Source organism: Streptomyces sp. NPDC097129 (assembly GCF_055668065.1).
This window is the reverse complement of sequence record NZ_JBVOQE010000008.1, coordinates 171729-195598: the sequence shown is the minus strand read 5'-3', so window position 1 is coordinate 195598 and position 23870 is coordinate 171729. Positions and strand designations below refer to the sequence as shown.

Genomic DNA, 23870 nt, shown 5'->3' with positions numbered 1-23870 from the left:
GGTGTCGCATCACAGGGCTCCGAAGGTCAGCCGGGCCACCCACTTGGTGTTCAGCACACCGGGTGCCGCAGGGACGATCACCCGGGCCGGAAAGCCGTGGTCCAGGGTGAGGGGCTCGCCGTTGACGGACAAAGCGAGCAGACTGCGGCCGTCGGCGACCTGGTCGGCGCTGAGCGCGGACCGCCGGAAGGCGCCGTGCCGCTGGAGCGACTCCGCGAGGACGTCGACCGGGTCGTCGTGGCCGACGAGCGCGGCGAGGTCGCGCAGCCGTACCCCGCGCCACCACTGGTCCGAGGTCGACCAGCCCTCCACGCACGCGATCGGCAGCGCGGCGCTGGTCTGGGGCAGCCGCAGCAGCTCGGCGCGGCTGAGGCGGACGGTGCCGGTGCGGCCGGTGACGGCCAGCCGCCACGCCTCGTCGCCGGTCTCCGCGGCGTGGATGCCGGCGTACGCGGCGGTCTTGTTGATCTGGAAGCCGTTCGGTCCGTCGCCCGGCTCCGCCCATCCGTGCGGGGTGAGCAGCGCGGTGCGCCGCAGCGGCCCGTCGAAGCTGCGGCCGGCGCTGGTGGCGAACAGCAGCAGTGAACCGCCGCCGACCAGCCACAGCGCCCCGCGGCGGGACACGCTCGGTGCATCCGGCCGCGGGGAGACGAGGTCCGCGCCCAGCGCGTCCGGGGGCGGGGGCTGCGCCCGCCGGCGTACGTTCCGTACGGCGGCCGGCACCCGCAGCACGGCGTGCACCACGAACGCGGCGAAGAAGACCCAGGCCCCGTAGAAGTGCAGCGGGTAGAAGGAGCCGGGGAAGAGGTAGTCGAGCTGGACGTTGAGCACGCCGGTGGTGAACTCGAACAGCGCTCCCCCGACGAGCAGGAGCAGCGAGATCCGCTCCAGGGCGTGTACGAGCGAGCGGGCCGGCGGCAGCGCGAACAGCTTGGGCACCACCGACCACAGTTTGGCCAGCAGCACCGGGATGAGGGTGATGCCGAGCGTGACGTGCACGCCCTGGGTGAGCCGGTACAGCCAGACCGGGCCGGTCGGCCAGGAGAAGAGGTAGAAGCCCAGGACGCCCTTGCCGGGGGTCTTGTCGTTCACCGGGGACAGCCCCGGGTTGTAGGCGGCGTAGGACACCAGTCCGGTCACGAACAGCACGGTGATGCCGACGAGCAGCACCAGTCCGAGCACCGAGGTGAACCACGGCCCGCGCAGCGGGCTGCGCCAGAAACCGGGCGAGGTGGGAAGCCGTAGGTCGCGCATGTGCCGACCGTAGGCCGCGATCGGCGCCACGGCGGCGCTGCGAACCATGACGAAACGCTGACGTCGTGCCGTCGGGGCATCTTCCGGAGGTCCGTTCGCCCTAGCGTGCCGGTGTGAACCGAGCCCTCCGCCGTGACCTGTACGCCGTCGCCGCCGCCGCCCTGCTCGTGGCGGCGGCGGTGTTCATCGGCCGCCACATCCGGGACTTCCCGCACCGGCTGTTCGTCGACTGGCCGCCGCTCGTGGGGACCTGGGGCCCGCACACCGGCCCCGGCACCCCGGCCACCCTGGTGGTGGCGGCCCTGGTCGTGGGCTACGGCCCGGTGGCGGCGGCCCGGCTGCCCTGGCGGGCGCTGCTCGCCGCGGCCTGGGGTTCGGCGCTGGCCTGGATCTGGTCGCTGGCCCTGGTCGACGGCTGGCGCCGCGGTGTCGTCGGCCGGCTCACCACGCGCCACGAGTACCTCCAGGTCGTCGGCCGTTTCCACGACATCCCGGCCGCCCTGCGGGACTTCACCCACCACATCCTGCTGCACTCCCCCGGCAACTGGCCCGCCCATGTGGCCGGTCATCCGCCGGCCGCGACGCTCACCTTCGTGCTGCTGGACCGGGCCGGTCTGCGCGGCGGCGGCTGGGCCGGGGCCTGGTGCATCACGGTCGGCGCGACGGCGTGCGTGGCGGTGCTGGTGGCGGTGCGCCTGCTGGCCGGGGAGGAGCCGGCCCGGCGTGCGGCGCCGTTCCTGGTCCTCGCCCCGGCAGCCGTGTGGATGGGGACGTCTCCCGACGCGTACTTCGCCGCCGTCGCCGCCTGGTCGGTGGCCCTGCTCGCGGTCGCGGTGACCCGGCGGTCCCCGGCGGCGGCGTTCGGGTCGGGGCTGCTGTTCGGGCTGACCTGCTACTTGTCGTACGGGCTCACGCTGATGGCGCTGGTCGGGGCGGCGGTGGTGCTGCTCACGCGGCCGCCGGCCCGCGTGCTGCTGCGCGGTTCCGGCTTCCTGCTCGCCGGTTCCGCGGTCGTGCCGGTGCTGTTCACGCTCGCCGGGTTCGACTGGTGGGAGGCGTACCGGCTGCTGGTCCAGCGCTACTACCAGGGCGCGGGGGGCGTGCGCCCGTACGGCTACTGGGTGTGGGCGAACCTGGCCTGCACCGTCCTGGTGGTCGGGGTGGCGACCGTGGCGGGGCTGCGGCGGGCGGGCGCGGTTCTGGCCGGCGAACGCGGGGCGCTGGTCGCCAAGCGCGGGGCGCTGCGTACCGCCCCGGCCGGCGCCGGCCCCTCTCCGCAGCTGCGCCTGACGGTGCTCGTGTACGCCGCCCTGCTCGCCCTCCTCGTCGCCGACCTGTCCGGCATGAGCAAGGCGGAGACGGAGCGCATCTGGCTGCCGTTCGCGGTGTGGCTGTTGCCGGCGGGCGCGCTCCTGCCCCGGCCGCGGGCCTGGCTCGCCGCGCAGGCGCTGCTCGCCCTCCTGCTCAACCACCTCCTGTGGACGGGCTGGTGACAGCCGGGCGGACGCGTCACCCACGCCACGTTCCCCCCGGTCGCACCGACGCCGCGGGGCCGCCGGATCCCTACGTCAGCGGTGGTTGACCGGTGTCGCCTCCGCGAGTGATCGTCCGGTGCGCTGCCGGAACAACGCGACCCCGCGCGATGATCATGGTGCGGTGACCTACACCTCCCCACTCCCCCGCCGTCGCGGCCTGCTGTTCACCGCCGCGCTCGGCGTGCTGAGTCTGCTGCCCGTGCCGCCCGCGCACGCCGCCGCGTCCGCGCCCCGGCCGGCCACGCCCTCCGAGCGGAGCACCGACGCCTACCTTTCCGTCGTACGCGACGACCCGCGGCTGCTGCGCCGCTTCTTCGAGGCCATGCCCAAGGGCGGCGAGCTGCACAACCACCTCTCCGGTGCGGTGACGACCGAGTACCTGATCGAGCTGGCCGCCGAGGACGGGCTGTGCGTCGACACGGCGACGATGACCGCGGTCGCCCCGCCGTGCGGGGCCGGCACCCGGCCGGCCGCCGACGCGCGCACCGACCGCGCCTTCCACGACGCGCTGGTGCGGGAGTGGTCCATGCAGGACTTCCCGCCCGACGGCAACGGCCACGACCACTTCTTCGACACCTTCGGCAAGTTCGGCGAGGTGACCTGGCGGCATCGCGGCAAACTGCTGTCCGAGGTCGCCGACGACGTCGTACGCGACAACCAGTTCTATCTGGAGACCATGGTCTCGCCGGCCTCCGACGGCGCGAAGAAGCTCGCGAACGAGGTCGGGTGGGACGCCGATCTGGCCCGGCTGCACGGCAGGCTGACGGCCGGCGGGAAGCTCGACGCGCTGGTGACCGAGGCCCGCAAGGAGGCCGACGCCTCCGACGCCGAGTTCCGTGCGACGTCGCACTGCGGCACGCGGCAGGCCCGGCCGGGATGCGGGCTTCAGGTCCGGTGGATCTCGCAGGCGTCGCGCGGCAGCGCCCCGGAGCGGGTGTTCACGCAGCTGGCCCTCGGCATGCGGCTGGCCGAGCGCGACCCGCGGTTCGTCGCGGTCAACCTTGTGCAGCCGGAGGACTGGGACAGCTCGCTGCGCGACTACAGCCTGCAGATGCGGATGGTGCGGTACCTGCGGGGCGTCTACCCCAAGGCGCATGTCACCCTGCACGCCGGGGAGTTGTGGCCCGGTCTCGTCAAGCCGGCCGATCTGAAGTCCCACATCGCCGAGGCGGTGAACGTCGCGGGGGCCGAGCGGATCGGGCACGGGGTGGACCTGGTCCACGAGGACGACTGGCAGCGGACGGCGCGGACCATGGCGGACCGTGAGATCGCCGTCGAGGTGCCGTTCAGCAGCAACGCGCAGATCCTCGGGGTGCGGGGCGACGACCATCCGTTCGCCACGTACCGTGCCTTCGGCGTGCCGGTGGTGCTGGCCACCGATGATCCCGGGGTGAGCCGGATCGACGTCACGCACGAGTACCAGTACGCCGCGCAGACGTACGGGCTGTCGTATCCGGAGCTGAAGGATCTCGCCCGTGCCTCGCTGGAGTACGCGTTCCTGCCCGGAGAGAGTCTGTGGCGGGGCAATCCGACGCGGGACGGGTATGTGCCGGTCGCGGCCTGCCGCGGGGCGGAGCCCGGGCGGGAGATGCCCGGGAGCGCGTGCCGGCGGCTTCTCGCATCGAGCCCGAAGGCTGCCGTCGAGTGGCGGCAGGAAGGTGCGTTTCGGGAGTTTGAGCGGGCTGCGGCTCTGATGCGGTGACGCTCCGCTGGGGCCGTCGTGTGGGTGCGGGTGCGTTGTGGCTTCTTGCGCCGTTCCCCGCGCCCCCTGGTGCCTGCGGCGGCCCCTGCGGGTGCGTTGGGGTTGCTCGCGGTGCGGGTGCGGGTGCGTTGTTGCTCGCGGTGCGTGTGCGTTGTGGTTGCTCGCGGTGCGTGTGCGGGTGCGTGTGGTTGCTCGCGCCGTTCCCCGCGCCCCTTGGTGCCTGCGGCGGCCCCTGCGGGTTCGTTGTGGTGGGGGTCGCGCCTGGTGTCCGGTGTGCGTCGGGGCCGCGGCGGGGGGTGTCCGTCCTCGGTCCGGCGGTGCTGTTTCTCAGGGGGTGCCGTCTCCTGACGCCGGCCGCTGCGGGCGGACACCCCCCGCCGCGTCCCCTTCCCGCCGTGCGCGGCTGCGGGCCGTGCTCGCCCGGACCAGCAGGCGGGGTTCCACCAGCGCCGGTTCCGTGCGGGCGTCGGGGTCCTCGATGTGGCGTAGGAGGTGGGTCACCGCCAGGGCGCCCATCTGCGGGAACGGCTGCGCCACCGTGGTGAGGGAGGGCGAGCAGTACTCGGCGAGTTCGATGTCGTCGACGCCGACCACGGAGATGTCCTCGGGCACGCGGCGGCCCAGTTCGTGCAGGGCCCGGATCACGCCGAACGCCATCTCGTCGCTGGCGACGAACACGGCCGTGGCGTCGGGGATGCGGCCGAGGATCAGTCCGTTGCGGTAGCCGGACCCGGGTGACCAGTCGCCCTCCAGCGGGGGCGGGACCGGGCGGCCGGCCTCCTCCAGGGTCGCGCGCCAGCCGTCGCGGCGGGCTGCCGCTTCCAGCCACTCCTCGGGGCCCGCGATGTGCCAGACCGTGTCGTGGCCGAGGTCCAGCAGGTGACGGGTCGCGAGGCGCGCGGCCAGGGCCTGGTCGACGGCGACCACCTCGGTGGCGGCGGTGCGGGAGCCGTCGATGGTGATGGTGGGGACGGAGCGGGTGAGCTGTTCGATCCGCGGGCTGGTGTGGGTGAGCGGCACGGACAGGACCACGCCCTCGACGTCCTGGTCGGCCAGGCGGGACAGGGCGTCCTCGATGGCCGCGGTGTCGAGGGAGGCCGTCGTCGCGGTGCTGACCGTGTAGCCGGCCTCGCGGGCCGCGTTCTCGATGCCGGAGGTGACGGCGGCGCGCGAGTAGAACGTGGTCTGCAGCGTGACCACGCCGATCGTGCGGCTGCGTCCGGAGGACAGGGCGCGGGCGGCGTTGTTGCGGCGGTAGCCGAGCTGTTCGACGGCGGCGAGGACCTTGGTGCGGGTCTTCTCCTGCACGTTCGGGTGCCCGGAGAGCACGCGGGAGACGGTCTGTGCCGAGACCCCCGCGAGCCGTGCCACGTCCGCCATCGCGGGTGGTCTGTCCACGTCGGCAGTCCGATGCGCCATGTGCCCCTTCCCCGGGTCGGTGGGCTTGATGATATCGCCCACATGGCGCTGGGGGGCGGGGGCGCCGGGAGGGGTGGTCAGCGGTGTTAGCATCGATAACATCCTCTGTCATAGTGGCGGCCGTCGCCACGTTTGGGGAGAGGTATGAAGCGGTCCGTTGTGGGTCAAGAGGCCTCGCCCCCTGGGGGGATATCGATAACAAAGAGCGGTGACGGCGCTCCCCTGTTGCGGTACGCCGACGGCGGGCTGTCGCGCGGTGGGCGTCCGCATCGCGTGCTCGCGGGGTCGCTGCACTACTTCCGGGTCCATCCCGGGCAGTGGGCCGACCGGCTGGACCGGCTCGCCGCGCTCGGGCTGAACACCGTGGACACGTATGTGCCGTGGAACTTCCACGAGCGCACGCCGGGTGACGTGCGCTTCGACGGCCCGCGCGATGTGGGCCGCTTTCTGCGGCTGGCGCAGGAGCGGGGGCTGGACGCGATCGTGCGCCCCGGGCCGTACATCTGCGCCGAGTGGGACAACGGCGGGCTGCCCGCCTGGCTGACCGGCATGCCCGGCGTACGGCTGCGGACCTCCCAGGCGTCGTTCGTGGATGCGGTGGGGCGCTGGTTCGATCAGGTCGTGCCGCGTATCGCGGAGTTGCAGGCGAGTCGTGGCGGGCCCGTGGTCGCGGTGCAGATCGAGAACGAGTACGGCAGTTACGGCGATGACGCGGCCTATCTGCGCTGGGTGCGCGACGCCCTGGTCGAGCGGGGGATCACCGAGCTGCTCTACACCGCCGACGGGCCGACCGCGCTGATGCAGGACGGGGGCAGTGTGCCCGGGGAGCTGGCGGCGGCGACGTTCGGCTCGCGGCCCGAGCAGGCGGCGGCGCTGCTGCGGGCGCGCCGGCCGGGCGAGCCGTTCCTGTGCGCGGAGTTCTGGAACGGCTGGTTCGACCACTGGGGCGAGAAGCACCATGTGCGCTCGGCCCGCAGCGCCGCCGAGGACGTCGGCGGCATCCTCGACGCGGGCGGCTCGGTCAGCCTGTACATGGCGCACGGCGGCACCAACTTCGGTCTGTGGGCGGGCGCCAACCACGACGGCGAGCGGCTCCAGCCGACCGTCACCAGCTACGACTCGGACGCGCCGATCGCCGAACACGGGGCGCTCACCGAGAAGTTCTTCGCGCTGCGGGAGCGGCTGGCCGCCATGCGCGGCACTGCCTTGCCCGCGGTGCCCCCCGATCCGCCGGTGCTCCAGCCCCGCTCGCTTTCCGTGACCCACGGCGCCGCGCTGCTGGACGCGTTGCGTGCGACGGGTGAGCCGGTGCGGGGGCCGGGACCGCTCAGCTTCGAGGAGCTCGGTCAGTCGGCCGGTCTTGTGCTCTACGAGGCCGAACCACTGCTGCCCGAGGGCCGCCACGAGGTGACGGTGACCGGACTGCACGACCGGGCCCAGGTGTTCGTCGACGGCGCACCCGTGGCCGTACTCGAGACGGAGACCGCCTCGTTCATGGTGGACGGGGCCGGGAAGAGGGTCCGGCTGGCGCTGCTCGTGGAAAACCAGGGGCGGATCAACTACGGGCCGCTGCTCGGCCAGGGCAAGGGCATCCTCGGCGGGGTGCGCGTGGAGCGCCGGCTGGTGCACGGCTGGACCATGTACCGGCTGCCGCTGGACGAGTGGACGGCGCGGGACCTGGCGGCTGCCACGGTGGCGGCGCCGGCCGACGGCCGGGCCGGACTCGCCACCGCGACCCTCACCGTCGGCGTGCCCGCCGACGCCTTCCTGCGCCTGCCCGGCTTCGGCAAGGGTTTCGTATGGGTCAACGGCACGCTCCTCGGGCGCTATTGGGACATCGGTCCGCAGAGCACCTACTACGTTCCCGGGCCGATGCTGCGGGCCGGCGAGAACACCCTGACGGTCCTGGAGCTCGAGCATCTCGGTGAGCATCTCGCCCTGGAGGACCGGCCGGACCTCGGCCCCGCCGAGGAGTACATCGAGACCTTCGACTGAACAGCCGCTGTTTCCGCGTCCCCCGGAGGACCCCATGCCCCCGGGCAGCCGCCGGTGCGCTGCTGACCGAAGCCGCGGCCCGGCGCCGTGTCGTCGCCACGTTCCCGCACTTCCGAGACGTCGGACGCCGCCTCACCTTCTGCTTCCAGTAGGCGCTCGCCCGGGCAGGGAGCCGTTCGCTTCCCGCCCGGGTCCGGCCGGCTCAGGGGGCGATCGGCAGACGGCGCTTGTGCTCGGTGATCCGGTAGCGGTGGACGATGGCCGCGAAGGCTTCCTCGCCGACCGGCTTGCCCTCCAGGAAGTCGTCGATGTCGTCGTAGGTGACGCCGAGCGCGTCCTCGTCGGGCCGGCCCGGGTTCAGGGTCTCCAGATCCGCGGTCGGCGTCTTCCACACCAGCTCGGCGGGTGCGCCGAGGGCGTCCGCCAGTGCCCGCACGCGCCGCTTGGTGAGGCCGGTGAGCGGCACGACGTCGGCCGCGCCGTCGCCGTACTTGGTGAAGAAGCCGGAGACCGCCTCGGCGGCGTGGTCGGTGCCGACGACCAGGCCGTCGTGCGCGCCGGCCACCGCGTACTGGGCGATCATGCGCTGCCGGGCCTTGACGTTGCCGTGCACGAAGTCCTGGTGGTGGTCGTCGCGGAACACCGTGTCACCGGCCAGCAGCGCCGCCAGGGCCGCGTCGCTCGCGGGCCGGATGTCGACGGTCAGCACACGGTCGGGCCGGATGAACTCCAGCGCCCGCTGCGCGTCGTGCTCGTCGGCCTGCACGCCGTAAGGCAGCCGCATCGCGAAGAACGTCGCGTCGTGCCCGGCCGCCCGGGCCCGCTCCACGGCGAGCTGGCACAGCCGGCCCGCGGTGGAGGAGTCCACGCCGCCGCTGATGCCCAGCACCAGGGCGCGCAGGCCGGTGGAGGTCAGCCGGTCGGCGAGGAACGCCACCCGGCGCTCGATCTCCCGCTGTGCGTCGAAGTCGGCGCTCACCTCCAGCTCACGGGCGATCTCCTGCTGCACGGCCATGGACGCCGGGTCGGTCACGGTTGCTCCTTCGGTACGGGTCTGCGGATTCTTCAGGGACGGGTACCCGGCAACGGCGCGGTACCCGTGACGGACATGACAAGGGAGTACAGGGCGGTGTCGGCGGCGATGAACAAGCGGTTGCGCTTGGCGCCGCCGAAGCGGATGTTGGCGACGACGTCCGGGACCAGGATGCGGCCGAGGAGGGTGCCGTCGGGGTCGTAGCAGTGCACGCCGCCGTCCATGGCGGCGGCCCACAGCCGGCCGGCGTCGTCGAAGCGGATGTTGTCGAAGGTTCCGGTCCCGCATTCCGCGAAGACCTCGCCCTCGCCGAGGGTGCCGTCCTCGCGGACGTCGAAGACGCGGATGTGGTTGGCGCGGCTGTCGGACACGTACAGCCGCCGCTCGTCGCACGAGAAGACGAGCCCGTTGGGGCCGCCGAAGCCGTCGGCGACCAGCCGGACCTCCCCGGTGCCGGGGTCCACGCGGTACACGTTGCAGGCGCCGATCTCGCTGTCGGCGCGGTGGCCCTCGTAGTCGGTGGTGATCCCGAAGTCGGGGTCGGAGAACCAGATCGACCCGTCGGACTTCACGACGGCGTCGTTCGGGCTGTTGAGCCGCTTGCCCCCGAACCGCTCGGCGAGCACGGTGAGGGAACCGTCGTGTTCGGTGCGGGTGACACGGCGATTGCCCTGCTCGCAGGTGATCAGGCGGCCCTCGCGGTCCAGGGTGTTGCCGTTGGGGTGGCCGGCGGGCGTGCGGAAGACGCCGACCGCGCCGGTGGTCTCGTCCCAGCGCAGCAGGCGGTCGTTGGGGATGTCGCTCCACAGCACATACCGGCCGGCGGGCACGTAGAGCGGGCCCTCGGCCCAGCGGCAGCCGTCGTAGAGCTTCTCCAGCCGTGAGTCGCCCGCGTGGCACCGACCCGTGCGGAACCGCTCGTCGAGGATCTCGTACAGCTGCGGTCGCTCATCGGGCATGCCGTCACCTCCACCGTGCTTGCGCATACCGCTCCGACCATACGTCACGGCGAGCACCCGGCACGGACCTGGGCCGGGGCCCTTCCTGGCTGGTCAGACCGGCGGGGCGGGCGGGAGCAGGTGGCCTCTGGTGCGCCTGCGGACCATGTGCGGGCCGTGGGGACGCCCCGCCCCGCCACCCCTTGCCCCGCCCGGCGCGGGCTTCTAGCCTGACTTTGTGCCGCAAATAAACAAAACCCGTCCGCACAACGCCGTGCCGGGTCACCAGCTCCCTCTCACCCGACTCCGTATCGCCCTCACCGCCTTCTTCGCCCTCGACGGCTTCGTCTTCGCCGGCTGGGTCGTGCGCATCCCCGCCATCAAGCACCAGACCGGCGCCTCCGCGAGCGGTCTGGGCCTCGCACTCCTCGGCGTCTCCGCCGGCGCCGTGATCACGATGACGCTGACCGGCCGGCTGTGCCGCCGCTACGGCAGCCACCGCGTGACGCTCGTCTGCGCCGTCCTGCTCTCCCTCAGCGTGGCCCTGCCCCCGCTCACCCACTCGGCGCCGACGCTGGGAGCGGTCCTCCTGGTCTTCGGCGCGGCGTACGGCGGCATCAACGTCGCCTTCAACAGTGCGGCGGTCGACCTGATCGCGGTACTGCGACGGCCGGTCATGCCGAGCTTCCACGCGGCCTTCAGCCTGGGCGGCATGGTCGGCGCGGGGCTCGGCGGCCTGCTGGCGGGACGGTTCACCCCGACGCAGCACCTGCTCGGCCTCACGGTCGTCGGGCTGGTCATGACGGGCGTCGCGGGCCGGCCACTGCTGCGGTACGGCGGCCTGGTGCCGCAGGCCGCGGCGGACGGGGAGGCCGACGCGGGGCACGGCGAGGCGCCCGGTCGGCGGCGCACCGGTCGGCGCACCCGGGGGCTGGTCGTCGTCTTCGGGCTGATCGCGCTGTGCACCGCCTACGGCGAGGGCGCCATGGCCGACTGGGGAGCTCTCCACCTGGAGCAGGACCTCGGCGCCTCGGCCGGGGTGGCCGCGGCCGGCTACTCCTGCTTCGCGCTGGCGATGACACTCGGCCGGCTGAGCGGGACGACCCTGCTGGAACGGCTCGGCCGCACCCGCACCATCGTCGCGGGCGGCGCCACCGCGGCCGCCGGGATGTTCCTCGGCTCGCTCGCGCCGTCCACCTGGGCCGCCCTGCTGGGCTTCGCCGTGACCGGGCTCGGTCTCGCCAACCTCTTCCCGGTCGCGGTCGAACGGGCGGGCACGCTCGCGGGTCCCAGCGGTGTCGCCGTCGCCTCCACCCTCGGCTACGGCGGCATGCTCCTCGGGCCGCCGGCGATCGGTTTCATGGCCGACTGGTTCTCCCTGCCCACGGCCCTGACGAGCGTGGCGGTCCTGGCAGCGGTCGCGGCGGCGGTCGGCTTCGCGACGCGAGGGCCGGCGGTCCACTGACCCGGGCGGGTGTCGGAGGCGGCCCGTCGAGGGGCGCGCGGGCCCGCGGGGTGTGAGGGGCTGTCGAGTGTCCCCCGGCTCCCTCTCAGGGGCGCGGGGAACTGCGCGACCAGCCCCCCACGACCCGCACCCGGCAACGCACCCCACGTCCCGACGGCACCATGCCAGCGACCGACGCCTGCAACCCCCTCAGGGGCGCGGGGAACTGCGCGACCAGCCACCCACGACCCGTACCCGCACCCGTACCCGCACCCGCACCCGCACCCGGCGACATACACCAAGACACGGGGTCCCCGGGGCCGCCGGAGTCGCCGGGCCCGGCCCCGCGCCGCCTGGGCCTAGCCGCCCACCAACGCCGCCACCAGCCGTTCCATCGGCGCCCGTGGGTCCGGGGCGCCCGGCCAGCTGGTCATCAGCAGGTGGTGCGCGGTGCCGACGACGGCGAGGGCCGCCGTCTCCGGGTCGACGGTGTCCGGCACCCGGCCGAGCCGCCGCTCCGCCTCCAGGTAGCCGGTGATGCACTGCTGGATCGCGCTGAAGCCGGGCGCCCCGCCCTCCAGAGCCTGGCGGATGCGCAGCGCCGCGGCGGGGCGCGTCATGGCCAGCCCGGAGATGGCCGGGCCGCCGGAGTCGAAGAGGGCCAGGGCGACGGCGCTGAGGTTTCCCACCACGGTGTCATGGCCGACGCGTCCGGACAGCGCCCGCGCCCGCGCCGCCGTACGCGCGAACCGGTCGAGGCACAGCTCGGCCACGAACTCGTCCAGCCCCGCGAAGTGCGCGTGCAGCAGACCCTTGGCGCAGCCGGCCTCGGTGGTGACGGCCCGGCTGGTGAGCGCGCCCGGCCCGTCCCTCTCCACGACGCGCTCCGCCGCCGCGAACAGCCGCTCGCGCACGTCCGGCGTCGCCACTCCACGCGGTGACATGAACCCCTCTTCCTTCGCGCCGCCGCGCCCTCCCGCGGCGCAACCGCTCGGATCGTAACCGGCATTGCCAGTCTGGGCGTATGCCCATACTGTTTGGGCATACGCCCATTCTCCGTCCTCGAGCGCAGGAGGCACCGTGCCGCACATCGTCAACACCGAGCAGGCGCAGGCGTGGAACGGCCCGGAGGGCGCCCACTGGGCCCACCACCAGGACCGCTGGAACGCCGTGAACCAGGGCTTCAACGAGCCACTCCTCGACGCCGCCGGCATCTCCGCCGACCACCGGGTCCTCGACCTCGGCTGCGGCTCCGGGCAGAGCACACGACTCGCGGCGCTGCGAGTGACGCGCGGGCATGCGACGGGTCTCGACCTGTCCGGCCCGATGCTGGCCGCCGCGCGGGACCGCGCCCAGCGGGAGGGCGTCACCAACGTCTCCTTCGTCCAGGGCGACGCACAGGTCCACCCCTTCGAGGCGGGGAGCCACGACGCGGCGATCAGCCGCTACGGGGTGATGTTCTTCGCCGACCCGGCAGCCGCCTTCGGCAACGTCGGCCGGGCGCTGCGCCCCGGCGGACGGCTGGCGTTCGTCTGCCCGGCCGACGCCCCGCTCAACGACTGGGTGGCGGCGATCGCGTCACTGCGCGGCCTGCTGCCCGTCGGGGACTTCGGGGCGCCGGGGCTGCCCGGGATGTTCTCCCTGGCCGCACCGGACCGCATCCGCGCCGTCCTCAGCGCCGCCGGCTTCCTCGCTGTGGAGGTCCGGCAGGTGCAGGCCTACGGAACGTGGGGGACCGGCGCCGAGGACGCGGCGGAGTTCCTGCTGGGCACGGGCCCCGGCCGCCACCTGCTGGAGCAGGCCGACGCGACCGCCAGGGCCCGCGCCCACAGTGCGCTGACCGCCCATCTGCGCCAACACGAGACTGCGGACGGCACGGTGCGCCTGCGCAGCACGTGCTGGCTGGTCACGGCGGACCGCCCGGCCGCCTGAGCGGCGCCGCAGCACAGGGCCGGACCGACGATCAGGAGCTCGAGGATCAGTAGCTCATCGTGCGGGAGAGCACGAGCGGTCGTACGGATTCGGGTGCAACCCAACCCGGCCCATAGGTGTCTCAAGGAGTAGACAACCCATTTCCGGCTTCAGCGGCTGTAGAGGCACAGTGTTCTCGACGCCGCCGACACACATCATGGAGGTGTCGTGTCATGCCACTCTCTCTCCCCCTCCCCCGCAAGCTGGCCGCCGCCGGGCTCGCGGCCGCGGTCGTCGCGAGCGGTGCGGCCGCCGTTGCCATGGCCGCGCAGCCGGCCAGCGCCGCGGCGCCCACGTGCGCCGCGAGCAACCTGTACCTCTCCACCGGACGCCAGGACCACGGCGCCGGTCAGCTGTACTGGCCCATACGGTTCACCAACACCGGCACCGGCTCCTGCACCCTGCGCGGCTACCCCGGCGTGAGCGTGCTGGACGTCGCCCACCGGCAGATCGGACCGGCCGCGACCCGTACCGGGCAGTCGTTCACGACGGTGACGCTGCGTCCGGCGCAGACGGTCAGCGCCGTGCTGCACACGACCAACGGCCCGATCGGCGGCGCCTGCCGGCCCACCGGCTCGTATCTGCGGGTCTACCCGCCCGGCTCGCACCAGGCTCTCCTGGTCCCCGCGTCGCTCCGCGTCTGCTCGAACGTCTTCACGGTCACGCCCGCATCGCACTGACCGCGATCCACCATCCATCACCCATCACCCACCGCACTCCCTACTCAGACCCCGCAATCCGCAATCCGCAGGACAATGGCTCCATGGCGTCCGAGTCGACCGGCCCCGTGGACGAGGCCCTGCACACCGCCCCGGCAGCCCCGCTGCGCGGCCTGGTGGGCTGGTACTCGGGCTACCGTCAGCGCGGCGTCCCGCACGGCCGGCACCTCGGGCTGCCGTCGCCGTGGCTGACCCTGATCCTCACCCTCGACGAGCCGCTCAGCATCGCCGCGCATCCCGATCCGCGGTCGCCCGGAGGTGACTACGCGACGCTGCTGGGCGGACTGCACCTGGCGCCGGCGCACATCGCCGTGCCCGGCCGCCAGTCCGGCATTCAGGTGGCCCTCAGTCCCCTCGGCGCCCGGCTGCTGCTGGGGCTGCCGGCCGGTGAGCTGGCCGGTGCGGACGTGCACGCCGACGACGTGCTGGGCGCCGAAGTGACCGAGGTGCACGAGCGGCTGCGCTCGGCGGCCGACTGGCCGGCCCGCTTCGCCGTCGTCGACGACTGGCTGCTGCGCCGCCTGGCCCGGCACAGCGGGCAGGCGCCCGTGGTCGCGCCCGAGGTCGTCCGGGCGTGGCGGCGGCTGCTCGCGGACGGCGGCCGGGTGCGGATCGACGCGCTCGCCGCCGAGGTCGGCTGGAGCGACCGGCATCTGCGCACCCGTTTCCGCCAGGAGATCGGTCTCACGCCGAAGGCCGCGGCCCGGGTCGCCCGCTTCGACCGGGCCCGGCGCCGGCTCGCCGCCCGCCCGCACCGGCCCGACCTCGCCGGCCTGGCCGCCGACCTCGGGTACGCGGACCAGTCGCACCTGGACCGCGAGTTCACCGCCCTGGCGTCCTGCGCCCCGAGCGTGTGGCTCGCCCGGGAGTTCCGAAACATCCAAGCCGGGTACGGCCCGCCCGGCTGATCCTGAAGGTGCCGGCACCACGAGACGCACCGAAGGGAACCACCGCCATGAGCACGAACCCGCAGACCACGACCGCCCCGGCCGGTACCGCGCCGAGCCCGCCCGCGCCCCAGGTCTGGCCGACCCTGCGCGCCCGGGACGCGCGCGCCCTCATCCGTTTCCTGGTGGACGCCTTCGGTTTCCGGGAGACCGTCGTCCACGACAGTGACGACGGCGGCCTGGTGCAGCACGCGGAGCTGGCCTGGCCGGAGGGCGGCGGCGTGATGCTGGGCTCACTGCGCCCGGACGCGAAGCAGGACGCGTGGCACTTCCAGCCGGGCTCCTTCGGCGCGTACGTCGTCACGGCCGACCCGGACGCGGTGTACGCGCGTGCCGAGGCGGCCGGCGCCGAGATCGTCTCCGAGCTGCACGTCACCGACTACGGTTCCCGCGACTTCGCCGCCCGCGACCCCGAGGGCAACCTGTGGAACTTCGGCACTTATCCCGGCGAGCCGCGCTGACGCCGCCTCACCGCCTCCGGCCGGGCGTGCGGACGCACCACGGCGCACGGTCCACCACTCGGGCGGGCATGCCTCCGAGCCCGCCCTATCCGGCACACTCCCTGTCATGGAGACAGCCGAGTTCGTGGACATCCTGCGCCGCGAGGGCGCCCTGCTGGCCGCGGCCGCAGAGGAGGCGGGGCCGCAGGCGAAGGTGCCGGCCTGCCCCGGCTGGCAGGTGCGGGACCTGCTGCGGCACACGGGTGCCGTGCACCGCTGGGCGGCCCGGTTCGTCGCCGAGGGCATCACCGAGCCGCGGCCCATCGACGCCGAGCCGGAGCTGGACGGCGCGGAGCTGCTGCGCTGGTACCGGGACAGCCACCGCCACCTGGTCGACACCCTCGCGTCGGCCCCGGCGGACGCGCCGGCCTGGACCTTCCTGCCCACCCCGCTCACCTCCCCGCCGGCCTTCTGGGCCCGCCGGCAGGCGCACGAGACGGCGATCCACCGCTACGACGCCGAGTCCGCGCGCGGGGGCACGCCCACCCCGATCGGCGCCCGCTTCGCGGCGGACGGCATCGACGAGCTGCTGCGCGGCTTCCACGCCCGGCGCAAGAGCCGGGTGCGCACCGAGGAGCCGCGGGTCCTGCGCGTGCGCGCGACGGACACGGACGACGCGGTGTGGACCGTACGGCTGTCGCAGGAGCCGCCCGTCGCCGTGCCCGGGGCATCCGGCGAGGCGGAGACCGAACTGGCCGGTCCGGCCGAGCAGTTGTACCTGGCGCTGTGGAACCGTGTCCCGGTGCCGTCCGTGACGGGCGACCCCGCGCTGGCGGCCCTGTGGGAGGAGACGTCGGCGATCACCTGATCGCGGGGCCGCCGGCCGTCCGGGAACGTGCGAGCCCGGCGGTCAGTCGCCGGCGAGCATCCTCGTCAGCACCGCGCGCTGCACCGGCCGTACCTCGTCGTGCAGCGTGCGGCCCTTGTCGGTGAGGGCGACACGTACGCCCCGCCGGTCCTCCGCGCACAGCGCGCGGTCCACCAGGCCGTCCTTCTCCAGCCGCGCGACGAGCCGGGACAGCGCGCTCTGGCTGAGGTGGACACGGTCGGCGATCTCCTGGACGCGCCAGGCGCGGGAGCCGTCCGCCGTCGCGCCCTCTGCGAGGACGTCGAGCACCTCGAAGTCGCTGGCGCACAGGCCGTGCCCGCCGAGCGCACGGTCCAGTTCGCACTGGGTGCGGGCGTGCAGCGCGAGGATCTCCCGCCACTGTTCCACGAGCGCCTGTTCGGCCTTCTTCGCCGCCATGACCGCACCGTAACAGAGAAGAGATTTCATTGCACCGTAATTAAATGCGCTTGCATTGAATGCATGCGCATGGAAGAGTCCCGGTCATGACCTCTCCGCTCATCCCCTCCGCGTCCCCGTCTTCGACGGTGCGCTGGACGCCCCGGCTGTGGGGCACCCTGCTGGTGCTCTGCGCCGCGATGTTCCTCGACGCGCTCGACGTGTCGATGGTCGGTGTGGCCCTGCCCTCCATCGGCGCCGACCTGCATCTGTCCACCTCCACCCTGCAGTGGATCGTCAGCGGCTACATCCTCGGCTACGGCGGTCTGCTCCTGCTCGGCGGACGCACCGCCGACCTGCTGGGCCGGCGTCAGGTGTTCCTGGTCGCGCTCGGCGTGTTCGCGCTCGCCTCACTGCTGGGCGGTCTGGTCGACTCCGGTCCGCTGCTGATCGCGAGCCGCTTCATCAAGGGCCTGAGCGCCGCCTTCACCGCGCCGGCCGGCCTGTCGATCATCACGACGACGTTCCCCGAGGGCCCGCTGCGCAACCGCGCCCTGTCCATCTACACCACCTGCGCGGCCACCGGCTTCTCCATGGGCCTGGTCCTGTCCGGGCTGCTCACCGAGGCCAGCTGGCGCCTGACCATGCTGCTGCCCGCACCCATCGCCCTGATCGCGCTGGTCGCCGGCCTGAAGCTGCTGCCGCGCAGCGCCCGCGAGGAGAACCACCAGGGCTACGACATCCCCGGCGCCGTCCTCGGCACCGCCTCGATGCTGCTGCTGGTCTTCACCGTCGTCCAGGCCCCCGAGGCCGGCTGGGCGTCGGCGCGCACCCTGCTGTCGTTCCTCGCGGTGGTGGTGCTGCTGACCGCGTTCGTGGTGGTCGAGCGGCGCTCGGCCGGACCGCTGGTGCGGCTCGGGGTGCTGCGCTCCGGCAACCAGGTGCGCGCCCAGCTCGGCGCGGTGGCCTTCTTCGGCTCCTACGTCGGCTTCCAGTTCCTGACCACGCTGTACATGCAGTCCCTGCTGGGCTGGTCCGCGCTGCACACCGCGCTGGCCTTCCTGCCGGCCGGCGCGCTGGTGGCGGTGTCCTCCACCAAGGTGGGTTCGATCGTCGACCGGTTCGGCACCCGGCGGCTCATCCCGGCGGGCTTCGCGCTGATGGTCGTCGGCTACGGCCTGTTCCTGAACGTCGACCTGGACCCGGTGTACGCGGTGGCGATCCTGCCGTCGATGCTGCTCATCGGGGCCGCGTGCGCCCTGGTCTTCCCCTCGCTCAACATCCAGGCCACCAACGGGGTCGAGGACCACGAGCAGGGCATGGTCTCCGGTCTGCTGAACACGTCGGTGCAGGTGGGCGGCGCGATCTTCCTCGCCGTGGTGACGGCCGTGGTCACCGCGCACACCCCGGCCCACGCCACCGGGCAGGCCATCCTGGACAGCTACCGGCCCGGGTTCATGGTGGCGACGGGCGTCGCCCTCGTCGGACTCCTGATCAGCCTGACCGGCCTGGGGAAGCGCCGCCCGCAGCACTCGGTCGTGGTCGCCCGGTCCACCGTGGCGGAGGCGAAGACGGACCGCGTCCCGGTCCGCGACTAGGGAGAACATCTCGGAACCCGGATGCCCGGTGGGTTGCTTGCCCGCCGGGCGCCCGGCTGTTTGACTCGCCGTATGGAGCACTACGGGGGACGGCGTACCAAGGCCGAGCAGGACGCGGCGACGGTGGAGATCGGGTACGCGCTGTGCAGCGCGGCGTTCGCGGCGGCCGTCGTGTTCGGGGCGGTCGCCGGCCCGGCGCTGCTGTTCGACCTGCCGAGGACGGCCGAAGTGCTGCTGGTCCGGGCCGGGGAGATCACCGCACCCGTACTGTTCTTCGCCCGCGTCGTCAGCGTGCTGCTGCGGTTCCGGCAGCCGTAGGGCCGGGCTCAGCCCAGCCAGCCCGGCCGGACCAGCCCCGACTCGTAGGCCTGCACGACCAGTTGGGCCCTGTCGCGGGCGCCCAGCTTCACCATGGTGCGGCTGACGTGGGTCTTCGCGGTGAGCGGGCTGACCACCAGGCGCCGGGCGATCTCGTCGTTGGACAGGCCGAGGCCGACCAGGGCGAGCACCTCCCGCTCCCGCTCGGTGAGCCGGGACAGCGTCTTCGCGGTCGCGGGTTCCTTGGACCGGGCGGCGAACTCGGCGATCAGCCGCCGCGTCACCCCCGGCGACAGCAGCGCGTCGCCGGCGACCACCGCCCGTACCGCGCGCAGGAGTTCGGCCGGTTCGGTGTCCTTGACCAGGAAGCCGGAAGCGCCCGCGCGCAGCGCCTCGAAGACGTACTCGTCGAGCTCGAAGGTGGTCAGCATGACCACTCTCACCTCCACCAGCCGCTCGTCGTCCGTGATGCGGCGGGTGGCGGCGAGACCGTCCAGCAGCGGCATGCGGATGTCCATCAGGACCACGTCGGGCCGCAGTTCGGCGACCGCGCGCACCGCCTGCTCCCCGTCGGCGGCCTCCCCGGCCACCTCGATGTCCGGCTGGGCGTCGAGCAGCGCCCGGAAGCCCGCGCGGACCAGCGACTGGTCGTCGGCGAGCAGTACGCGGATCACCGGTCCTCCTTGACGTTCAGGGGCAGTTCGGCCAGCACCCGCCAGCCGCCGTCGGGGCGCGGCCCCGCGTCGATCGTGCCACCCAGCGCGGCGGCCCGCTCCCGCATGCCGGCCAGCCCGTTGCCGCCGCCGCCCGCGTCCGCGCCGGACGCCGGTCCGTCGTCGTCGATCCGCAGCCGCAGCGCGCGCCCGTCGTGGTCGAGCCGCACGCGCGCGTGCCGCGACCGGGAGTGCCGTACGACGTTGGTGAGGGCCTCCTGGACGATGCGGAACGCGGCGAGGTCGGCGCCCGGGGCGAGCGGCGGGGCGGCGCCGGCGACGTCGACGGTGAGGCCGGCGCTCGCGGCCTGTTCCACCAGTTCCGGCAGCCGGTCCAGGCCCGGCGCGGGCGCCCGCGGCGCGGCTCCGGGGGTGCGCAGGGTGCCGAGGACCTGGCGCACCTCGCCGAGGGCCTCCTTGCTCTGCGCCTTGATGGTGGTGAGGGCCTGACGGGCCTGTTCGGGGTCGGAGTCCAGCAGGGCCAGACCGACACCGGCCTGCACGTTGATCACGGAGATGCTGTGGGCGAGGACGTCGTGCAGTTCGCGGGCGATGCGCAGCCGCTCCTCGTCGGCGCGCCGCTTCGCGGCCTGCGCCCGCTCGGCGCGCTCGCGCGCCCACTGCTCGCGCCGGGCGCGGGCGAGTTCGGCGACGGCGGCGATCGCCACCACCCAGGCGGCGACGACGAGTTCCTGGCCCCAGGGGGCGGCCGCGTCCCCGGAGGGCGGCAGCCACCGGTAGAGCCAGTGCGCGATGACCACATGACCGGCCCACAGCATCCCGACGGCCGACCATGCGGCCCACCGGCGCCCGGCCAGGATCGCGTTGAAGCAGGCCACGGCGACGGTGAGGAACACCGGGCCGTACGGATACCCGGCGCCCAGGTAGACCATGGTGGCGGCGGACGTGCCGAAGACGACCGCCACCGGGTACCGCTTGCGCCACAGCAGCAGCCCCGCCGCGACGACGAGCAGCACGCGGGCGAACGTGTCGAGCGGGGCCCGTCCGCCGTGCTGCTGGTGCGCGGCGAAGTGCGAGCCGGCCAGCACGACGGCGGTGACGATCAGGGTGGACGGCCAGGGCCAGTGAGTGCGGTGGTCCGCGTCGTCCCGCCGGCCCGCCCACGGCGGCCCGTGCCGCCACCACTGCGGCGGGCCGCCGCGCACGCGCTCTCGCTCCATGCCGTCACGCTAGACGCCTCGCGCGCCCGCGGGCGTCAGCCGGGCGAGGTGATCACACGTACTCCCCGGGAAGTACGCCGCCGGCACAGCGGACGGGGTGCGGTGCGGCCATCCTGGAAGCAGGCTCCCGGCGCGGTGAGGTGGTGCCACGATGACGATCGACGTGACGGTGCGGCGCACGATGCCGCTGCCGCCCGAGCAGGTGGCCGCCTATGCGATGGACTGGCGCAACGACAGCCGCTGGACCCAGGGCATCCGCCGGGCCGAGCTCACCAGGCCGGCCGGGGTGGGCGGCTTCGGCGCGGGTGCCGAGGTGACCCGCACGGCGTACTTCTTGCGGCGGCGCATCGACTACGCGCTGCGCGTCGCCGCGTACGAGCCGCCACGGACGCTGGACATGGTCTCCGTGGCCGGGCCCATGCCGATGCACGTCACGTACTCCTTCGCGCCCGACCCGCGCGGCACGCTGGCCGCCATCCGGGTCCGCGGCGGTCCCGGCGGCCTGCTCCGGCTCGCCGCACCCCTGCTGGCCCGGCAGGTCCGCTCCTCCCTCGCCAAGGACCTGCGCGACCTCGAACGCCGGGTGACCGACGAACACCGTCTGACCGGCGCGGACGGAGGCGCCTGATGGCGTACGACGAAGAACTGGCCGAGCGGGTCCGGGGGCTGCTGGGCGGTGAGCCGGAACTCGCCGAGAAACGCATGTTCGGCGGACTGGCCTTCCTGCTGAGCGGCAACATGGCCGTGGCGGTGACCGGCGACGACCTGCTGGTACGGGTCGGCCCGGACGCCACCGACGCCGCACTGGCCCGGCCGGGGGCACGGCTCTTCGACATGTCCGGCCGGCCGATGCGGGGCTGGGTGGTGGTGGCCGGCCCGTCCGTGGCCGGGGACGACGCGCTCGCGCGGTGGGTCGGCGAGGGGCGGGCCTTCGCGGCGGGCCTGCCGCCCAAGTGAGGGCTCACCGGCCAGGTGCCGGGGAGGTGCGCCCGGCCTGCCGCGCCGCCATCCCCTCCCGCATCGCCCGGGCCGTCGCCGTCGGGTCGTAGGTCTCGGGGACGCCCGGGACGAAGATGATGTCGCCCTCGATGTGCCGGGAGCGCAAGGGGGCGATCTCCCGGTAGGCGGGCGAGTCCCACCAGGCGCGGGCCTCCGCCATGCCGGGGAAGCCGATCACCACGACGTGGCCCGGCCAGCTGCCCTCCTTCACCTCGTGCTGCGCGGCATGCACCAGGAAACGCCCCCCGTACGGCGCGAACGTGGCGCCGATGCGCTCGATGTACTCGGCGATCTCCGGGCGCGGCGCGGCCTCCTGCAGATGGCCGATCACGTAGGCGGTCATGACGTCCTCCGGTCTCCTCGGGCTGCCGACACGCACGATCGTGGCAGGGGGCCGCCCCGGGGTCGATGACCTCTCAGGTAAGCGGCAGGCCCACTCCCTCCGCCAGCCGGAGCGATGCCTGCCGGAAGAACTCCTCACGCTCCTCCACGACCCGGTTGAACTGGCCGAACAGCTCGAAGTTCACCAGTCCGAACAGCTGCGCCCAGGCCGCGACCAGGGCAGCCACCGTCTCGGGGGGAAGGTCGGGGGCGAGGTCGGCGGCCATGCGGGCGGCCTCGCCGCGCAGCGCGGCCGGCAGGGGCGGCTCGGTCAGGCCGCCCGCGCGGTGGGCGTCACCGGTGATCGCGAAGAACAGGCGGCCGACCCGCGCGGCCGGCGGCACGGTCGTCATCGGCGCGCTGTAGCCGGGCACGGGCGAGCCGTAGATCAAGGCGTACTCGTGCGGGTGCGCCAGCGCCCAGTGGCGTACGGCCTCGCAGACCGCCGTCCAGCGGCGGCCGGGCGGGGCGTCGGCGACCGACGCGGCGGCGGACTCGGCCGCCTCGCCGAGGGAGTCGTAGGCGTCGATGATGAGCGCGGTCAGCAGGTCGTCGCGGCTGGGGAAGTAGCGGTAGAGGGCGGAGGAGACCATACCGAGGGCGCGGGCGACCGCCCGCAGCGAGAGATTGGCGGCCCCTCCCTCGGCCAGCTGTCTGCGCGCCTCGTCCTTGATGGCGGCGGTGATCTCGATCCTGGCCCGGGCCCGGGCGCCGCGTGCGATGTCGCTGCTCATACCGACCAGTCTGCCACGGAGAGAGAGCGGTGCCCATAATTGTGAGCACCGCTCTTGCTTTGGATCGCCGATCGCGCAAGACTGATGCCGAGCGAGAGCACCGCTCACGGATTTGGTTCCTGGAGGCTGTCATGTCCGCACACGTCCGCAAGCCCGGCTGGTTCACCGTCAACGTCCTCAACCGCGCGGTCGCCTGGCTGACCGGCCGAGGGCTCAGCGTGTGGGGTTCACGGGTGCTCGCCGTCCGCGGCCGCAAGAGCGGCGAGTGGCGCACCACCCCGGTCAATCTGCTCACGGTGGACGGCGCCCACTACCTCGTCGCCCCGCGCGGGCATGTGCAGTGGACGCGCAACATGCGCACGGCGGGCGGCGGTGAGCTGCGACTCGGCAAGCAGGTCGACGAGTTCACCGCGGCGGAGGTCGCCGACGACGACAAGGCGCCGATCCTGCGCGCCTACCTCAAGCGCTGGAAGGCCGAGGTCGGCGTCTTCTTCAACGGGGTCGGCCCGGACTCCCCCGAGTCCGAGCTGCGCCGGATCGCCCCCGACCACCCCGTCTTCCGCGTCACGCTCACGAGCTGACCCGACCGGCCGCCGGGCCGCCCGCGAACCCGGCGGCCGCCGGGGCCCTCCGGGCCGCCCGGGCCATCAGGGCCCGGCGTCGCCCCAGCGGAGACATCGCCGCCACTCCCGTGGCTGCCGTGGACTCCCGGGCCCCTGAGCCCCGGCGTCATCGGCGGGTCGGCCGGCCCCCGGCCCTCGGCCGCCCGGCCCGGCATCAGCCCAGCGGCGACACCGCCGCCACTTCCGTGGCTGCCGTGGACTCCTGGGCTCCTGGGCCCCGGCGTCATCGACAGGTCGACCGGCCCCCGGCCCTCGGCCGCCCGGCCCGGCATCAGCCCAGCGGCGACACCGCCGCCACTTCCGTGGCTCCCGTGGCTGCCGTGGGCCCCCTGGCCCCGGCGTCATCGGCAGGCCTTACCGTCCCCCGGCTGCCCGGCCCGGCAACTGCGGCGGTTCCGGCGGCTCCGGCGGCTCCGGCAGCTCCGGCAGCTCCGGCAGCTCCGGCAGCTCCGGCAGCTCCGGCAGCTCCGGCAGCAGCCGACCACTCCTCGGTCACCCAAGGTCGCGTCGACTCAGCCCTGAGACACCCTCCGCCCGCCGAACCCGACCTCGGAGCAACCCTGACCTCCCCGGGCCCGGCCCCAAGCCACACGCATCCGGCGGCAGCCGACCCGCTCCCGGCCTCCCGGCCACCCAAGGTC

24 protein-coding genes are annotated in these 23870 nt (G+C 73.8%); 14 read left to right on the top strand and 10 right to left on the bottom strand.

Going from position 1 to position 23870, the window contains the following annotated elements:
• Positions 1 to 9 precede the first annotated feature (9 nt).
• Complete coding sequence (locus AC0B9F_RS23505) at positions 10 to 1254, bottom strand: molybdopterin-dependent oxidoreductase (protein WP_472005681.1); 1245 nt, start codon at positions 1252 to 1254, stop codon at positions 10 to 12.
• 113 nt (positions 1255 to 1367) lie between these two features.
• On the opposite strand from AC0B9F_RS23505, the gene AC0B9F_RS23500 reads away from it, so the two are divergent.
• Positions 1368 to 2747: a hypothetical protein gene (locus AC0B9F_RS23500; RefSeq protein ID WP_472005679.1), complete on the top strand. Its 1380-nt coding sequence runs from the start codon at positions 1368 to 1370 to the stop codon at positions 2745 to 2747.
• Positions 2748 to 2910: 163 nt separating this feature from the next.
• Positions 2911 to 4491: an adenosine deaminase family protein gene (locus AC0B9F_RS23495; RefSeq protein WP_472005677.1), complete on the top strand. Its 1581-nt coding sequence runs from the start codon at positions 2911 to 2913 to the stop codon at positions 4489 to 4491.
• Positions 4492 to 4818: 327 nt separating this feature from the next.
• On the opposite strand, the gene AC0B9F_RS23490 is transcribed toward AC0B9F_RS23495, so the two are convergent.
• Positions 4819 to 5910, bottom strand: a complete 1092-nt coding sequence (locus AC0B9F_RS23490; RefSeq protein WP_472005675.1) for a LacI family DNA-binding transcriptional regulator — start codon at positions 5908 to 5910, stop codon at positions 4819 to 4821.
• Between the two features lie 144 nt (positions 5911 to 6054).
• Between AC0B9F_RS23490 and AC0B9F_RS23485 the strand changes: the two genes are divergently transcribed.
• Entirely contained in the window at positions 6055 to 7905 is a 1851-nt protein-coding gene (locus AC0B9F_RS23485; protein ID WP_472005673.1) for a glycoside hydrolase family 35 protein, read from the top strand.
• Positions 7906 to 8107: 202 nt separating this feature from the next.
• Here AC0B9F_RS23485 and nadE read toward each other — a convergent pair whose 3' ends face one another.
• Entirely contained in the window at positions 8108 to 8938 is an 831-nt protein-coding gene (gene nadE, locus AC0B9F_RS23480) for an ammonia-dependent NAD(+) synthetase (protein WP_472005671.1), read from the bottom strand.
• 32 nt (positions 8939 to 8970) lie between these two features.
• Entirely contained in the window at positions 8971 to 9897 is a 927-nt protein-coding gene (locus tag AC0B9F_RS23475; protein ID WP_472005669.1) for an SMP-30/gluconolactonase/LRE family protein, read from the bottom strand.
• Positions 9898 to 10114: 217 nt separating this feature from the next.
• Here AC0B9F_RS23475 and AC0B9F_RS23470 point away from each other — a divergent pair, with 217 nt between their 5' ends.
• Positions 10115 to 11341: an MFS transporter gene (locus AC0B9F_RS23470; protein ID WP_472005667.1), complete on the top strand. Its 1227-nt coding sequence runs from the start codon at positions 10115 to 10117 to the stop codon at positions 11339 to 11341.
• A 338-nt stretch (positions 11342 to 11679) separates the two neighbouring features.
• On the opposite strand, the gene AC0B9F_RS23465 is transcribed toward AC0B9F_RS23470, so the two are convergent.
• Positions 11680 to 12264, bottom strand: coding sequence for a TetR/AcrR family transcriptional regulator (locus tag AC0B9F_RS23465; RefSeq protein WP_472005665.1), 585 nt, complete (start codon positions 12262 to 12264; stop codon positions 11680 to 11682).
• Between the two features lie 136 nt (positions 12265 to 12400).
• On the opposite strand from AC0B9F_RS23465, the gene AC0B9F_RS23460 reads away from it, so the two are divergent.
• The 5 genes from AC0B9F_RS23460 (at position 12401) to AC0B9F_RS23440 (ending at position 16265) form a co-directional block, all read left to right on the top strand.
• Positions 12401 to 13252: a class I SAM-dependent methyltransferase gene (locus AC0B9F_RS23460; protein WP_472005663.1), complete on the top strand. Its 852-nt coding sequence runs from the start codon at positions 12401 to 12403 to the stop codon at positions 13250 to 13252.
• 212 nt (positions 13253 to 13464) lie between these two features.
• Positions 13465 to 13971, top strand: coding sequence for a DUF4232 domain-containing protein (locus AC0B9F_RS23455; protein WP_472005661.1), 507 nt, complete (start codon positions 13465 to 13467; stop codon positions 13969 to 13971).
• Positions 13972 to 14054: 83 nt separating this feature from the next.
• Positions 14055 to 14918, top strand: coding sequence for an AraC family transcriptional regulator (locus tag AC0B9F_RS23450; RefSeq protein WP_472005659.1), 864 nt, complete (start codon positions 14055 to 14057; stop codon positions 14916 to 14918).
• Positions 14919 to 14965: 47 nt separating this feature from the next.
• Positions 14966 to 15418: a VOC family protein gene (locus AC0B9F_RS23445; protein ID WP_472005657.1), complete on the top strand. Its 453-nt coding sequence runs from the start codon at positions 14966 to 14968 to the stop codon at positions 15416 to 15418.
• A gap of 106 nt (positions 15419 to 15524) precedes the next feature.
• The gene (locus AC0B9F_RS23440) at positions 15525 to 16265 is read left to right on the top strand and encodes a maleylpyruvate isomerase family mycothiol-dependent enzyme (RefSeq protein ID WP_472005655.1); all 741 of its coding nucleotides are present in this window, start codon (positions 15525 to 15527) and stop codon (positions 16263 to 16265) included.
• A 42-nt stretch (positions 16266 to 16307) separates the two neighbouring features.
• Here AC0B9F_RS23440 and AC0B9F_RS23435 read toward each other — a convergent pair whose 3' ends face one another.
• A complete protein-coding gene (locus AC0B9F_RS23435) occupies positions 16308 to 16703 on the bottom strand; it encodes a MarR family winged helix-turn-helix transcriptional regulator (RefSeq protein ID WP_472005653.1) in 396 nt (131 codons plus the stop codon).
• Positions 16704 to 16789: 86 nt separating this feature from the next.
• Here AC0B9F_RS23435 and AC0B9F_RS23430 point away from each other — a divergent pair, with 86 nt between their 5' ends.
• Together AC0B9F_RS23430 and AC0B9F_RS23425 are read left to right on the top strand one after the other, a co-directional pair.
• On the top strand, positions 16790 to 18280 hold the full coding sequence (locus AC0B9F_RS23430) for an MFS transporter (protein WP_472005651.1): 1491 nt from the start codon (positions 16790 to 16792) through the stop codon (positions 18278 to 18280).
• Between the two features lie 72 nt (positions 18281 to 18352).
• Positions 18353 to 18598, top strand: coding sequence for a DUF6332 family protein (locus AC0B9F_RS23425; protein ID WP_472005649.1), 246 nt, complete (start codon positions 18353 to 18355; stop codon positions 18596 to 18598).
• A gap of 8 nt (positions 18599 to 18606) precedes the next feature.
• Here AC0B9F_RS23425 and AC0B9F_RS23420 read toward each other — a convergent pair whose 3' ends face one another.
• Both AC0B9F_RS23420 and AC0B9F_RS23415 read right to left on the bottom strand, forming a co-directional pair.
• Positions 18607 to 19272, bottom strand: coding sequence for a response regulator (locus tag AC0B9F_RS23420; RefSeq protein WP_472005647.1), 666 nt, complete (start codon positions 19270 to 19272; stop codon positions 18607 to 18609).
• Positions 19269 to 20492, bottom strand: a complete 1224-nt coding sequence (locus tag AC0B9F_RS23415) for a sensor histidine kinase (RefSeq protein ID WP_472005645.1) — start codon at positions 20490 to 20492, stop codon at positions 19269 to 19271. The genes AC0B9F_RS23420 and AC0B9F_RS23415 overlap by 4 nt, the downstream gene beginning before the upstream one ends.
• A 151-nt stretch (positions 20493 to 20643) precedes the next feature.
• On the opposite strand from AC0B9F_RS23415, the gene AC0B9F_RS23410 reads away from it, so the two are divergent.
• Together AC0B9F_RS23410 and AC0B9F_RS23405 are read left to right on the top strand one after the other, a co-directional pair.
• Complete coding sequence (locus AC0B9F_RS23410; RefSeq protein ID WP_472005643.1) at positions 20644 to 21120, top strand: SRPBCC family protein; 477 nt, start codon at positions 20644 to 20646, stop codon at positions 21118 to 21120.
• Positions 21120 to 21449, top strand: coding sequence for a TfoX/Sxy family protein (locus AC0B9F_RS23405; RefSeq protein WP_472005641.1), 330 nt, complete (start codon positions 21120 to 21122; stop codon positions 21447 to 21449). The genes AC0B9F_RS23410 and AC0B9F_RS23405 overlap by 1 nt, the downstream gene beginning before the upstream one ends.
• Before the next feature lie 4 nt (positions 21450 to 21453).
• Here the strand turns inward: AC0B9F_RS23405 and AC0B9F_RS23400 are convergent, their stop codons facing one another.
• A complete protein-coding gene (locus tag AC0B9F_RS23400) occupies positions 21454 to 21834 on the bottom strand; it encodes a DUF1330 domain-containing protein (protein ID WP_472005639.1) in 381 nt (126 codons plus the stop codon).
• A gap of 73 nt (positions 21835 to 21907) precedes the next feature.
• Complete coding sequence (locus tag AC0B9F_RS23395; protein ID WP_472005637.1) at positions 21908 to 22606, bottom strand: TetR/AcrR family transcriptional regulator; 699 nt, start codon at positions 22604 to 22606, stop codon at positions 21908 to 21910.
• 131 nt (positions 22607 to 22737) lie between these two features.
• Between AC0B9F_RS23395 and AC0B9F_RS23390 the strand changes: the two genes are divergently transcribed.
• A complete protein-coding gene (locus AC0B9F_RS23390) occupies positions 22738 to 23187 on the top strand; it encodes a nitroreductase family deazaflavin-dependent oxidoreductase (protein ID WP_472005635.1) in 450 nt (149 codons plus the stop codon).
• Positions 23188 to 23870 lie beyond the last annotated feature (683 nt).